The organism is Escherichia sp. MOD1-EC6475, assembly GCF_003046645.1.
In the GTDB taxonomy this organism is placed as follows: Bacteria; Pseudomonadota; Gammaproteobacteria; order Enterobacterales; family Enterobacteriaceae; genus Escherichia; species Escherichia ruysiae.
This window is the reverse complement of sequence record NZ_PZKQ01000041.1, coordinates 1-13931: the sequence shown is the minus strand read 5'-3', so window position 1 is coordinate 13931 and position 13931 is coordinate 1. Positions and strand designations below refer to the sequence as shown.

Below are 13931 nucleotides of genomic sequence, written 5' to 3'. Positions count from 1 at the left end.
CGGGAAAAAAATCGGCCCAACTCCGCGAAATTTTAATCAGCGAGTCAGCTTGGGAAGAAATGACCTGCTTATTCGCACCTTCCTTAAGCAACTGCTCATCAGCAGAATGACAGCCATCATGCTGACCGTGATATAGTGATATTCTGTTTTCTGTATCACATTTTTTTATCTTTCGGTTTGCATCCTGTTTCTGCATGTTTTAAAACTTCCATTTAAAATTATAATTAACAGACTATCCATCGAATCGGTTTTTACTTTATGCCCTCACTATCTCCTCTGAGGGCATTTTTCTATAAAACACCTCGCATTAACCATGCCTGTTATTTTGTTTTATAAAAAACAAAATAATAAAAAATAACTGAATGTACTCTCACGATGCATTTTGCTTCGTAATCGCTGTTTTTATTTATTGTGTTCTTTTCTGTCGGCACTGCTCATACCATTCCCGCCGGATACGCTCACCTGTCTCCGCGCGTATCCGGGCATGATATTCCTGCTCCCTGCGTGCATGTAATTCACGCTGCACCGCCAGTGCATTCACAACGCCAGCCACGCAACAGATAACAATGAGCAGAAACAGAACTGTCGAAAAAAACCACATATCCGGTACTCCCTGAAAACACGGTTCCAGTACCGGTATCATGCTGTTTTCGTCACGGCCAGGCAATCATCCGGTGAAGCGACGGTTTGCCAGAATCTGGTGAAGTACACTGTTCAGAACAAGCGTATTCCGGGCCCGCGTGGCAGCTACATAGAGCAGGTTGATTTCATCCCGCCGTTTCTCTTCATTTTTCGGTTCGTTATCCATACTTGTAAGTATCCCGTATAATCGAACCATTCACATTTAGAGATCTTCCGGCATACTCATTCTGCCAACGAAGGAGAGCGTTATGCGTAAAGCCCGTTTCACTGAGCATCAGATCATCGCTGTGATTAAGTCGGTTGAAGCCGGACGAACTGTCAAGGATGTTTGCCGCGAGGCCGGTATTTCTGAAGCGACCTACTACAATTGGAAATCTAAATACGGTGGTATGGAAGCCTCTGATATTAAAAAGATAAAGGATCTTGAGGACGAGAACAGGCGTCTCAAACAGATGTTTGCTGACATCAGCCTTGAGAACCGGGCATTGAAAGACATTATCGAAAAAAGTTTTGAAACCAGCCTTTAAGCGTGAGCTGGTCACTCATCTGATAACGACGTTCGGGCTTAGTATCCGTCAGGCCTGTCGGAGCCTGAACCTGAGTAGAACGGTTTATCATTATCGTCCGAATACTACACATGACGAGCCGGTTATTTCTGCACTGCAGGCTGCCGCTGAACGGTATCCACGATATGGTTTTCCAAAGTTGTTTCAGATTCTGCGACGGCAGGGATACCCGTGGAATCACAAAAGGGTCCACCGTATTTACTGTCTGCTGAAGCTGAATTTTCGTCGTAAAGGCAAGCAGCGTCTGCCGGTACGTAATCCATCGCCGCTTGCTACACCTGAAGCGTTAAACCAGCGTTGGTCTGTTGACTTCATGCATGACGCCCTGATTTGTGGTCGTCGTTTTCGTACGTTCAACGTCGTTGATGACTTTAATCGCGAGGCGTTGTCTATCGAAATAGACCTTAATTTACCAGCTCAGCGAGTGGTTCGTGTCCTCGACAAGATCGCAGCAAACCGGGGATATCCCGTAATGCTTCGCATGGATAATGGTCCGGAATTTATCTCGCTGGCACTGGCTGAATGGGCAGAGAAACATACAGTACAACTGGAATTTATCCAACCGGGTAAACCGACACAGAACGCATTCATTGAACGCTTTAACAGAACATATCGCACAGAAATACTCGATTTTTATCTGTTCAGAACGCTGAATGAAGTGCGTGAAATCACGGAACAATGGCTGTCAGAATATAACTGTGAACGCCCTCATGAATCACTGAACAACCTGACACCGGAGGAATATCGTCAACAACATTACCAGCCCGGGATCTCAAAAAGTGTATGGAACTAAAGCGGGTCTATTTACATGAGCAACTGCTCAAAGTCAACATGAGGAAAGATAATGAAGGCAGGGTTCATGAGAGAGAAAATTCTTAAGGGAGCAGTAGAGTTGTTTCTGGAAAGAGGTATAGACAAGGTTTCCACTCGTGATTTGACGGAATATTTAGGAATATAGCGCAGTCACATTTATCACTATTTTAAAGACTGGCATACACTGAGTCTTGAGGCCGTTGAAGGATTTCTTAATAATGAACTCGAAGAGTTCTGTACCATCATTGAGCCGTTATCAGCTAAAGCGAAGTTAAGAGAACTTATTGATGGGATGATTACAGATAAGCCTGATCCATCCCGTAAGCTATACAGTTCTTTGTGGTTACTCTCCAGTCATAATGAAAATTATAAATGTCTGGTACAGACTTGTCTGGCAAAGTGGCAACAGGTTCTCACGGATATAATTCAGAGTGGTATAAACGAACATATTTTTAGAGTCGTTGATACAAAGCGAATCGCACGACAGCTTGATGCCATGTTATGGGGTTACAGTGAATATCTGTCAAATCCGGTATCTGAAGATATCGTGCAAAATGCAAAAGGGGATATCGACGATTTCATACAAAAAAACTTATTGATAATAAAATAATTCTGTCCTGATGTTGTTAATGAGTGAAGAGATAATTTCTCCAGATAAGCAAAGGTCTTATCCGGAGAAAGGAGAATGTTCCACACTACTGGATATCAAAGTTTATAGTCAACTACTTTGATGTTTTAGTCTTCCCTGACTCGCATAAACTCTACTTCTCGAACTGCCCAGTGCGCCCCCACATGCCGGGTGGGGTGGCAGGGGCGCCGCTTTGTGCTGCCCCCTATACTGATCAATCGTTAGCATAAGGTTTCAGTGGCTGCAGTGGTAAATCCATGTCACCCTGCCATCCGGCGGCGGAATAACGTACATAGAGCAGGAAATGGCTGGGCGTATAATCTTTCGCCTGCTGGATATCAATTGCTGTGCCGACAAACCAGTTGGAAGTAACACGTCGTTCAAGTAATGCCCGCGCCGTGTAGCCAAAGCCCTGACTGCTGCCGCCATCGTTGGATTGCCGCGCAGCTTCTTCCTGCCAGTCGGTCGGGATCAGATTCATCAGCGGATAACGCGGCATGGTTTTGGTGCGTGAATGCGACCACGAGCCAGACGCCCCCAGCTCCCACGACCAGTTTTCCGTGCGCTCCCGCCACATCACCGGTATGGCAAACGACAGGTATTCCTGCGGGCTGTAGTAACCGCCCTGACCGAGTGAGTAGCCACTCAGGTCTTTGTCGTAATGCCAGATCATGTTGTTCAGGCCGATTGTGACGCGGCGATTGTTCTGGTTAATGACCTTATAGTAATAGCCCGTCATCCAGCGCACGCGCCAGTTATCTTCGACATTTTTACCGGTTAACTGGTCGCCACTAAGCGATGCCCAGCCCCCGTTTGCTTCACCTTTATCGTAGCTCAGGCTTAGCCCCACGCCGTCGGCACGCACGCCGCCCCATTTTTTTCCGGTATTGCCCGGGGAGTCTTTTTGTCCACCAAAGGTCAGCAAAGAACTGGAGATGGCCCGACGGTGGGCGTGAACGGTGTAACCCAGCGGCCCGATATCATCGCTGTAACTGATGCCGCCGACCACATCCACCACGTTGAAGCCCATCGGCGTGGTGCCGATATCCCAGCTCCAGGTGTCGTTGCGCCAGCCGACCGCCACGCTGGCACCGGAATCCGACTGGCTGCGGTTGCCGCTACAGCCCTGTAATGTACAGGTGCCCCAGTTGTCATTCCATTTGCCATCGGCATTCGTGGAGAAACTGCCGACGTTCATATTGACGAAATCACTGCGAAAGAACATCCGCCCGTCAGAATACGGCGCATCCACCTGCAACATGGTAGTGTGCGCTTTCAGAGCGGAGTAACCACCGGTGCCGCTCGAACTCCAATAATCGTACTCAAGGGTGACGTTAAGATCCTGCTGGCGATAGAGGTCTGCCGCATCGCTGCGCACGCCGCGTTTCAGCCAGTCATCTTTCTCGTCATTGCGGGTCAGCCGGGTAAAGGTGTCGTTATCCTGCGGACGCGTCGAGGTCACACCGGATGCGACCATAGCGTCTTTGTAAATTTCCAGCGCCTGCGTTGGGTCTCCCGCCTGCGCTTCAAACTTCGCACCATCGCGCAGTACCATCGCGCTTTCCATCGACGGTGGCTGAGATTTTGCCAGCGGGATCAGCTTGTTAAATGTCTGCTGCGCCGCAGCGGTATCGCCAAGCTGCGCCTGCGCCAGTGCCACGCGCCGCTGTGTGTTCAGCGAGGCGTTATCGGTGGCAGGCAGTTTCGCCAGCTGGCTACGTGCCGCCACTTTGTCACCGGCAGCAATATCCACTTCCGTCTGGCCAAGAATGGCATCAGCGTTAGCTGACTCCCGCGTCAGGACATTCTGATATGCAGCACGGGCGGCGGCGTAATCACGTCGCTGCTGCGCCCAGTCAGCCAGCGTGAGGTCAATACGCGAGGAAGGCGGTTGCTGGCGCAGCATCGCTTCCGCTTCTGTCTCTTTACCGCTTTCTCGCAGGCGATTAGCGGTTTCCAGCACCTGATTGCTTTGCAGCCGATTAACCAGCTCCTGAATATTGCTGTTCCACTGCGCGCGCGGCAGGCTGTTGATATGCGTCAGTGCCGCCCTGTCCTGGTCGTGACCTGAGAGGTACAGCCCGTAAGCGTAAACCTGCTCCGGGTCGTTTGGCTTATGTAGCGCCAGATTGCGCATTAACGTATCGGCCTGGCTGCGTTGTCCGGCCTGCCAGAGATCCTGTGAAAGTCGGTAAGTAATCCACACGCTGCCGGGAGCCAGCGCCAGTCGTTGCCGCTGAAGTGCTGCTGCCTGCCCCCATTTGCCCTGATTTTCCAGCGCCTCTGCCTGCTGTGCCAGACGGTCGTTTTGCAGGCTGCGTTCGATATCATCAATACTGCGCCGCTGGCTGGCAGAGAGCGAGGCGATAAACGCTTCGGCTTTTTCTGGCGACTGCTGGCGGTAAATATTCGCCAGCCCGCGCACGGCGTTGGTATTGCCGCTTTCCATGCGCAGCGTCTGCTGATAATAACGTTCGGCGGCGGGATAATCTTTTCGCGCCATCGCCACATCGCCCAGCCCCAGCACCGCATAGCTGTCGGTGTTATCGACACAGCGCGCGTGCTGGAACAGCCGTTCTGCCCGGTCAGGATTATTGGCTTTCAGCGCGGCATCACCCTGCTGGATCGCCAGCCAGTAGCGGTTTACTTTCAGCAGACTGTTCCATTTGTCGTTGTTGCTGCTGTGCGGGTCCAGTGCGAGGGCTTTTTCCAGATTCGCCACCGCATTGGCGCGATCGCCTTTCTGAGAATACGCCTGGCCCAGCGCCCCCAGTGCCTCACTGTCTTTCGGGTTTGCCCGTACAGCCTGTAGTAGCTCTGAAATGGCTTGATCCGCCATGCCAGAGTCCACCGCCGCTAAACCTTGCGCACGAGCGCGGAAAGCAGGGTCGGCCAGCTTTTTTTGCTGTTCTGCCAGTTGCGATTGCGCAGCCGCCACGCTATCGCCATCGCTAAAGATAGAGAGATATTTTTTCAGCGCCTGCACGCTGGCATCGCTGACGGGCATGTCTTTAATCTGTCCGTACCAGATTTTAGAGGCCCCCTCGCGCCCGGCGTTTGATTTCGCCATCTGTTCCAGGACGGCAAAACCTTCGTCACGGCGATCGCTACTAAAAAGCAATAGCGCCAGATTATTTTGCAGGCCTGTATTGCCCGGGGTATCCGCATTAATGCGTTTTAGCTGATGAATCGCTTCGCCACGGCGAGCCGGAATTTTCGCCACCGTACTCCAGTACTCGACGGCAATGTCACCTTCCGGCAGCGCACCATTGAACAGTTTGTTGTAACTCGCCACGGCCTCTTCCGCATGACCGGTAGTCGCCAGCAATCGTGCCTCCTGTAGTGCCTGACGACCCTCCGGCGTAGAAAGTAACATTGTTGTCCGCGACGATTTATACGCATTTGAACTCGGCGCTAACTGCGACAGCCGATCGAGCTGTTTTTGCGCGCCATCAATATCGCCCTGACGTAACAGAGAACGGAAACGGGCGGCAACGACGTCCGGGTTATTTGGATCAATAAGTTCCAGGCGATATAACGACTGTTGCACCAGGTCTTCACGATGGGTCGCTTCGCCTAACCGAACTTGCTCCAGCAACTGTTGCTGAGCGGTTGGTGCTGCCTCGACCATCGGCATGACGGCCAGACCGAGGGAAAGTGTGAATATGTTTAGTGTGAATTTACGCATTCCTGGCCCCAGTCAGGTAATAACTCACCTTTTGTCGAGAAGAGAAAACCGTGTTGATCCCTGCCTTGTCCAAATAAGGACAGTATATAATTGTAATAAGTATTTCTGCATGGAAAGTCATTGCTCATTTGCTCAAGTATCTCCATTTTTTAAACTGTGTAGCCACCTCTCTTTTGTTCGGGGCACTTGCATATAGAAAATTATTTAGTCCCGCTACATTTACATTTTCTGTCTACTCTTCAGTAAAATTGATATCCTCCAATTAGTGGAACATATACTTTTCGATAAGTGAGTCGCTGATGATTCCAATTTATTGATAATGATTTATTGTCAGATAATGCCCTTGTCATCCGATGACACCTGTTTTGATAACGACAGCGTGTTCCCGTGCGATACAGGCAACAGATATTCTTGGTGGTGAAGTCTGTTTAACCATTTGAGGTTTATACTCATTTAAAAATATCCTACTGTTCTTACCCACCGTATCGACGTAGTACCCTCTGCACCAGAACGCCCTGTTCCTGTATTTGAATTTCAAATAACCAAACTGCTCGTAAAGCATCAGACTGCTTTTCCCTTTCAGATATCTCATAAAGCCGGATACGCTCATTTTGGGCGGAATCTCCACAAGCATATGGATATAATCTGCACAGCATTCAGCTTCCAGAATCCGTACGCTTTTCCACTCACACAGCTTTCTCAAAATACTGCCTGTTGCTCTACGCTTCTCTCTGTAGAACACCTGTCTTCGGTATTTTGGCACAAAAACTATGTGATATTTACAGTTGCATCGGGTGTGCCTAAGCTCTTTTCGTTCCCCATTGGGACCCCCTTTTGATTTCTTGTTTGACACTTGCAGTTGCCAGACCGCAAGGTGTTTTAACAAATCAAAAGGGGTTTTAATAACTGGCTCAAAGCTGAAAGCTTTCCGGAACCCCCTGCTAGGCTGGGGGGGGGCTGTGCATCGAGTAGGAGGCGGGATCACTCCCGCCGTCCACTCACACCACCGTACGTGCGGTTCCGCATACGGCGGTTCATGTTAACTCTGGAACTGCCTCTGCTGTTCCAGCAGTGATATCAGACCCAGCCTCCTGAACCACGCATTCTTTATCGCCTGATTCATATGGCTGGCCCCCGAGTTCCACCATGGCCCGTGGTTGTTGTACGCTGAGATCATCGCCCTGTCCTTACTCAGCCCCGCTCTTTGCAGGTTCTTCGTCCGGGTTCCCGGTCTCTTCCACTGCCGCCACAACAGGCACCGCAGTTTCCGTTTGATCCAGCTATCCAGTTCTTCCAGCACTCCTCTAACTTCCGTCAGCCTGAAGTAGCTTATCCATCCACGCAGCACTGGCGTCAGGACATTGATTGTCGCTTTCACTGATTTGCTCCGGTTTCCCGTGGTCAGACTGCGGACTTTCTCCTTCAGCCTGTTCACGCTCGTCAGGGCTATTTTCAGCTTCGCCTGTTTGTGCCATGTCACACTGTACCCAAGGAACCTCCGCTCCCACGGGCGCGCCACCGCGCTCTTCTTCTCATTCACCTTCAGCTTCAGTTTGTTCTCCACAAACCCCCTGATTTCATCCAGCAGATGTTCGCCCGCTTTCCGGCTGCTTACATAGATGTTGCAGTCGTCTGCGTAGCGGCAGAAGCTGTGTCCACGTCGCTCCAGTTCTTTATCCAGTTCATCCAGCAGGATGTTCGACAGTAACGGCGACAGCGGGCCACCCTGCGGCATGCCCTCCTGCCGTTTCTCCCTTTGCCCGTCTTTAACCATTTCCGATTTCAGGTAGCGGCGTATCAGTCTCAGCACCCGCCTGTCCTTTATCGTTCTGGCCAGACGCGTCATCAGGAGTCTGTGAGCCACCCGGTCAAAGAACTTCTCCAGATCCATATCCACCACCCACCGTTTGCCGCTCCGTATCTAACGCTGTGCCTGTTGCACCGCCTGCCATGCGCTGCGCCCCGGCCGGAAGCCGTAGCTGGAGTCTGAGAAGCTTTTATCCACGATGGCGCTTAACTGCTGCGCTATCGCCTGCTGGATAAGCCTGTCCAACACCGTCGGGATGCCTAAAGTTCTCACGCCGCCATCCGGCTTCGGGATGTCCATTCTGCGTATGGCCCGCGGCTGGTAGTTTCCGTCAGTCAATGCCTGCCTGACGCTGGGCCTGTTCTTCTTCAGCGACGGTTTCAACTCCGCCACGCGCTGATATGCCAACATCAGGTTTTCTCTCGTTATCACCGCTTCCGTTGTCAGCGGCACTTCCGCTTTCGGTTGCCCATCCGCCGCCGTGCTGGTTTCAGCGCCATCATGCAGCCCTGACGAATACCGTCCGTCTCCTCTGCCGCTGGCCGCAGTTGCCTGCGCTTGTGCTTCATTAATCATCATCGGGTTCGAATGTCCTAATCACGGTTAATCATGTTCAGCCCTTCGCGCTGCCGGTTTTGCAGCACTACTACGGCGTCGGCTGACTTCTGTCGCCCCATGCCGGCGCCTCACGACGCCGGTAGCACACTGGCAGAGCGGCAGATATCCCGGGGTAATTCGCGCGACTTTCCTGCTTATGCCTGTCGGCTGTACGTCACAGCGTTCCGTGTGAGTATCGAGCTTTGGTGATTTGTGCCACCTTACCCCGCTGTGCCGCCTCAACCGCTTCCTGTTCGTCAGGCCAGCATTTTGCATCCGGCTTCCTTCAGATTTCACCTCGCGATGAACACCCTTGCCTTCCGCTAAAACTTCCCCTCACCGGGTGTGTGAAGGACTTTCACCTCTTAGTCGTTCTTGAGCCACCATAGTTGAAGAACAGCGCCAGTCACGGCGCTACGCGCCATGCCCGGCGCACACAATAAAGCTCCGTCTAAGTTAGACGGAGCTCTAACCAGTCTGTAAGGATCTGTATTACAGACCACGCTGACTTTACGCTTACTTACATCCCTGTTCTATGGGAACAGAGAAAGGGGGCTCTGGCAGAGGAAATGCTCAGTTGGCTGTATCACCCCGTTTGTTGATGTGAACGAGCGAACGTTTACTGAAGCCGTCACGTTCGCTAACTAAGCTGTATCGGCGGCGAAGCAGTAATGGGTTAAGTGATAACTGATGACTAGAATAGTGCTTCCAATCCAAGAAATATCTTATTTCTTCTGCTTCAAATTCAAACGGTGACGGCTGATAATACGCAGTATTCGCCACAATACCCAGGCGAGTAGCATCACACTACTCGCTGCCATCACGGCCAGTAAAACAGGATGATTCGCCAGGGTATACTGCAACCGCTCATGCCATGGCAAATGACCAACATAGTAAATATCGCCCGACCGCAGGCTTTCAATGCCTGAATCACGAATAATCGCCAACGAGCCAGATATCCCGGCGCGTTTTGCGCTGTCATTCAGAGCATTATTAAGCAACTGATAATCCTGAGCATTCTTTGCCAGTAACGCCACAACACTGCGCTTTTCGTGCCACGGTGACTCAAATCCTGTCACCATTGCCATCGCAGCGGAGGAGCTAAGCACTGTCTGAGTTTGTTTAAGTACAATATTGTTATCGTCTTTCAGATTCTCCGGGAGCGCGCCAATAAGCAAAATATCAGCATCTCTGCGTTCAATAGCGCGACTATCCTCCGTTATTGTGAGATTGATAGCAGGAAAACCAGTGTGTGCTCCGATTAACGCAACCGTATTTAACAGCGTGGACACCGGTGCTTCGTCTGGAGCTTTTGGCATCAGAACGAGCGTTTCTGAGAGATCCGCCATCCGGCTGAACGGAAATCCCGTGTGTGCAAACACCCGTAAATCTGGCATTGCCAAAAAGTGATGGTACTTAGAGAAATCGATCGTCGAGTCATCAGCAATTACCGCATGATTCTCAATCATCCGATAATTCATACAGCTCTTATCTGCCTGTTCTGGCAGTGCATTTTTAAACTCAAAGTTAAAATGCAGACGATTAGTTTCCCCTGGTTTTAACGCAGATACGGGTACTTCTGGATGATCATCGAGTAATTCTTGTAATAGCGGTAAACGCAACACCAGACGTTGTGCATGGTCGTTCAAGGGTACGGATTGCAGAAACTGGTTGTTCAGGCTGATATATCCATCTGCGCTCCATCGACCACCGGCGGAGCGGTGTAACGATATTTAAGGTGCATGTCGATACCAGTGTTGCGCAATAAAAAGAGATCTGGCGGTAAATTCAGTGCCACATCAATTGCCGCAGAATCCACGCCACTGGACTGTAACTGCCCTTCCCAGGTTTTCAGTTCGGCAAACGTAACCGGACGATCAGTACGTACCCAATTTGGCGCATCATATGGCTTTCGTGCTGCCAGCTGTTTGACATCTTTAACGACCACTCTTTCGCCACGGAATAATATATTGCCCTGAGCAATCCCCTTCGCCGCCAGCAGTAGATCCTGATCATCACGCCCCAGGATCAGCAATAATTTATGTTGCGGATAAGCAGGATGCGTCATCATCCCGACCACTGGTGCATCTACTGCCGGGTAATTGTTGAGGAAGTCCGGGCGATTATCGTTAGTGGCAAAAACGATAGCATTACTGGATGGCAGCTGATTGTAATGAACAGGAAATTGTTGCCCACGCCAGGCGGAGCGTGAGCCAAACCATGAGGCAACAATCGCGGCAGCCTGCTGCTGTTCGCTGGCAGGTGATCCGGCAAATACCATCGGTATAATTGTGGGTCCCTCATCGTGGGAATCGAAAAAAGGTATCGGGAAAAAAGCTAAGTCGTTCTGTAGGGGAATTTTTTGCCAACGAAGCTCCAGCCCACTATTCCCTGAAACGTCCACCCACAGGCTACTGTTGGTCGGGTTCTCGCAAGCTTGTCGATAATGGCCAACGAACTCCACTCGCACACGGTTAAAGTCCTTCATATACAGTGGGTTAAGCGTTACCCTGGCATAGGATTTTTTTCCCAGTTGCTCCGATGTAATCGGCAATACATCCATCAACTCATCATTGAGATAGATTTTGAGTTGCGACTGAACAGGCAATAGTGAAGGCGATGGCGTATATTCAAGGTTAAGCAACGCTTTTGTTGCTACCTCGTCACTACGCATTCCGAACTCAATGGTGCCATGCGGATTTACCCCATTGAGTTTCATTTGTCCCAATGGAGAGATTTGCGCAAAAGCGAGTTTTACCTCGCGTGAAATTTCATCCTGAGTTGAAGAGCTACTCGTTGTTGACGGTGTAGCAGCTGTCGCTGGCAGTAACGTTATTCCCATTGCCAGAGTATAGATGCAAAACAGTTTTCTTAGCATTATCAGAAATCTTAAAACTAATTACAGTGAAGATATTTTATGAACGCAGAAGAAATTAAATAGTCATTTCTTCTTCATCGGAGAAATCAAAAACAATAAGAACTGGTAATAACCTTTTAGAGAAACCCAGCAAATAGTCAAAAAGCTTTTTAAAATCTTGTCGCGAGGAAGACTATTATGCCAGTCACTCCAGAGATTATCTCGCGAAAAGGTTGCCCGTACATAATCGATATGTTGTTTATGCGTCATAGGCAATATTTTCAAACCAATTTTATTTTTAAACACGTGAACAATTTCAACAGGGATCGCGCACTCCTCATCACCAGTATGTAAATATAAGGTCATTGGTTTATTTTTTTCGATATTCCGATTATCTACCCCACCATGAAGCGTGATACCTAATCCTCCCTCAGAAAAATCGATTACCGAACAAGGGTTCCGTGTGCCATTCGTCAGCAACAAGTGACCACTAAAGACGACCTCAATACGAGGCGAAACACGCACTTGCTTTTGCTCAATAGAAACTGCCAGCGTTGCGCCAATGATAATAGTGTTATATGCCAGCCACATTAAACATATCGTTTTTAACAGTGCCGCTTCACCATTTAACTCACTAACCTGAATTATGCCTGCTATCAGACCACAAAGGTTCAAAATAGCAAAAATAACGTATGGGTATGAAATCTGCCAGTCCACATATTTATTGGCGATCAATCCACCTTTAGCAGTGACATTAAAACGCCCTTTCGCCGGAGCGATTAGTGCCACCAGTGTCGGTAGCGTAATATACCAGGCCAGCACCATCTCATAAATTTCATTCCAGAACGAATGGCGATACTTGCCCTGAATCCGTGAATTAATCAATACCACAATAAACAGATACGGCAGAACATAAGACATAATATCGGTGACAGTAGCATCGATAAGCCCTACGGAGAAAAAAATGGGGCACAGTGGTGCACATAGAAAAATTAGTCGCGGTACGCCTGACAAAAAATGCATCATGCTGCTGAGATAACACAGACGCTGAGATAGTTGCAGGCCTTTTCCCAACAACGGGTTGTCGATACGTAAAATTTGGATCATGCCGCGCGCCCAACGTATGCGTTGCCCTATATGTGCCGATAATGTTTCAGTTGCAAGACCCGCAGCCAATGGATAGCGTAAATACGCGGAGCTGTAGCCAAGACGATGCAAACGCAAAGATGTGTGCGCATCTTCTGTCACCGTTTCGACGGCAATCCCACCAATTTCATCCAACGGTTTACGACGAATAACTGCGCAAGAGCCACAGAAGAACGAGGCATTCCACGTATCAGTACCATTTTGAATCAAGCCATAAAACAGATGACCTTCATTAGGTTTCTGTCGAAATTTTCCTAAATTTCTTTCAAAAGGATCAGGAGAGAAAAAATGGTGTGGCGTCTGCATCATCGCCAGTTTTTCATCGGCTAAAAACCAGCCCATTGTTCGCTGCAAAAAAGATACCGAAGGAATATGGTCGCAATCAAAAATAGCGACAAATTCACTTTTTGCCAGCGTCAACGCATGATTAATATTTCCTGCTTTCGCATGTTCATGAGTGCTTCTGGCTACATAACGGATTCCTGTTTCCTCGGCAAAACGACAAAACGCTTCTCTACCACCGTCATCTAATAACCAGATGGTGATTTTATCTTCTGGCCAGTTCATCGCTAATGCACCATAAACAGTGTTTTGCACCACTGATAACGGTTCATTATAGGTTGGAATAAAAATATCCACCGATGGCCAGTGTGTTGGATCTGCTGGCAATGGCAAGCTCTCGCGGTTAAGCGGGAAACAAACCTGAAAATAACCCAGCAGTAACACGGCCCATGCATAGATCTCTGCAATCAGTAGCGTTAGCGAGAAGAAAATATCGGGATATTTATCCCATATTAAGGTGGTTGAAATCCGCCAGAAGATATAACGTGATGAGATAAGAATACCAACGCCCATAAGAAAAAGCGTTATAAACTTTCCTTTACGAAAATTGATTAGCAGAACAGCGAGGCACATAATGGAAGAAAATAACGTTTGTTGATAAAACGTTAGCGGTTGCTCAATTAGCGAGATAAAAATTACAAAAAGCGTTAAGATAGGTAGGACGAGTAATTTATGATAAAGTAAATTTTTTTTTATGTTCATGTTTGTTGTCCTTGATGGTTAGGAAAATGAATTACCGTTTTAAACATTCCCCGGCCATGAGTGTTGTCGCCGTGAGCGCTATGATGGCGCGAGGTGTGACCATTATGTTAATAAAACACAGTTTTCGGGTGATGCTGCCAACT

8 protein-coding genes and 3 pseudogenes are annotated in these 13931 nt (G+C 49.1%); 2 read left to right on the top strand and 9 right to left on the bottom strand.

Annotated elements, in window-relative coordinates:
- Both A7589_RS23295 and A7589_RS22960 read right to left on the bottom strand, forming a co-directional pair.
- Positions 1-196: hypothetical protein (locus A7589_RS23295; protein WP_235613313.1), on the bottom strand; the 196-nt coding region annotated here is incomplete at its 3' end.
- A gap of 471 nt (positions 197-667) precedes the next feature.
- Positions 668-808 (bottom strand): hypothetical protein, encoded by a 141-nt coding sequence (locus tag A7589_RS22960; protein WP_152930419.1) that lies wholly within the window; start codon positions 806-808, stop codon positions 668-670.
- 82 nt (positions 809-890) lie between these two features.
- On the opposite strand from A7589_RS22960, the gene A7589_RS13350 reads away from it, so the two are divergent.
- Together A7589_RS13350 and A7589_RS23290 are read left to right on the top strand one after the other, a co-directional pair.
- Positions 891-2001 (top strand): IS3 family transposase gene (locus tag A7589_RS13350; RefSeq protein WP_104773017.1). Its coding sequence is split into 2 segments (ribosomal slippage): positions 891-1144 and positions 1143-2001, totalling 1113 coding nucleotides; the frame shifts between segments, so codons are not numbered across the junction.
- Between the two features lie 51 nt (positions 2002-2052).
- Entirely contained in the window at positions 2053-2166 is a 114-nt protein-coding gene (locus tag A7589_RS23290; RefSeq protein ID WP_104773018.1) for a TetR family transcriptional regulator, read from the top strand.
- Between the two features lie 697 nt (positions 2167-2863).
- Here A7589_RS23290 and bcsC read toward each other — a convergent pair.
- The 7 genes and pseudogenes from bcsC to bcsA form a co-directional block, all read right to left on the bottom strand.
- Positions 2864-6337, bottom strand: coding sequence for a cellulose synthase complex outer membrane protein BcsC (gene bcsC / locus A7589_RS13340; protein WP_108188879.1), 3474 nt, complete (start codon positions 6335-6337; stop codon positions 2864-2866).
- Positions 6319-6444: pseudogene (locus tag A7589_RS23285) on the bottom strand (cellulose synthase complex periplasmic endoglucanase BcsZ); the annotation flags it as partial. The gene bcsC and the pseudogene A7589_RS23285, both read right to left, overlap by 19 nt.
- 239 nt (positions 6445-6683) lie before the next feature.
- The gene (tnpA, locus tag A7589_RS13330) at positions 6684-7190 is read right to left on the bottom strand and encodes an IS200/IS605 family transposase (RefSeq protein ID WP_075700157.1); all 507 of its coding nucleotides are present in this window, start codon (positions 7188-7190) and stop codon (positions 6684-6686) included.
- Positions 7191-7376: 186 nt separating this feature from the next.
- Positions 7377-7715 carry a group II intron maturase-specific domain-containing protein gene (locus tag A7589_RS23280; protein WP_235613314.1) on the bottom strand — a complete coding sequence of 113 codons (339 nt, stop codon included), beginning with the start codon at positions 7713-7715 and terminating at the stop codon, positions 7377-7379.
- A gap of 162 nt (positions 7716-7877) precedes the next feature.
- A pseudogene (locus A7589_RS23275) lies at positions 7878-8444 on the bottom strand (reverse transcriptase domain-containing protein); the annotation flags it as partial.
- A gap of 1022 nt (positions 8445-9466) precedes the next feature.
- Positions 9467-11619: pseudogene (gene bcsB, locus A7589_RS13310) on the bottom strand (cellulose biosynthesis cyclic di-GMP-binding regulatory protein BcsB).
- Positions 11620-11682: 63 nt separating this feature from the next.
- The gene (bcsA, locus tag A7589_RS13305) at positions 11683-13788 is read right to left on the bottom strand and encodes a UDP-forming cellulose synthase catalytic subunit (RefSeq protein ID WP_050488035.1); all 2106 of its coding nucleotides are present in this window, start codon (positions 13786-13788) and stop codon (positions 11683-11685) included.
- Between the last annotated feature and the right edge of the window lie 143 nt (positions 13789-13931).

What these genes read in the sequence shown, in the direction of transcription:
- A7589_RS22960 (WP_152930419.1), bottom strand. Translation starts at nt 808, where the DNA reads ATGGATAACGAACCGAAAAATGAAGAGAAACGGCGGGATGAAATCAAC.
- A7589_RS23290 (WP_104773018.1), top strand. Translation starts at nt 2,053, where the DNA reads ATGAAGGCAGGGTTCATGAGAGAGAAAATTCTTAAGGGAGCAGTAGAG.
- bcsC (WP_108188879.1), bottom strand. Translation starts at nt 6,337, where the DNA reads ATGCGTAAATTCACACTAAACATATTCACACTTTCCCTCGGTCTGGCC.
- bcsA (WP_050488035.1), bottom strand. Translation starts at nt 13,788, where the DNA reads ATGAACATAAAAAAAAATTTACTTTATCATAAATTACTCGTCCTACCT.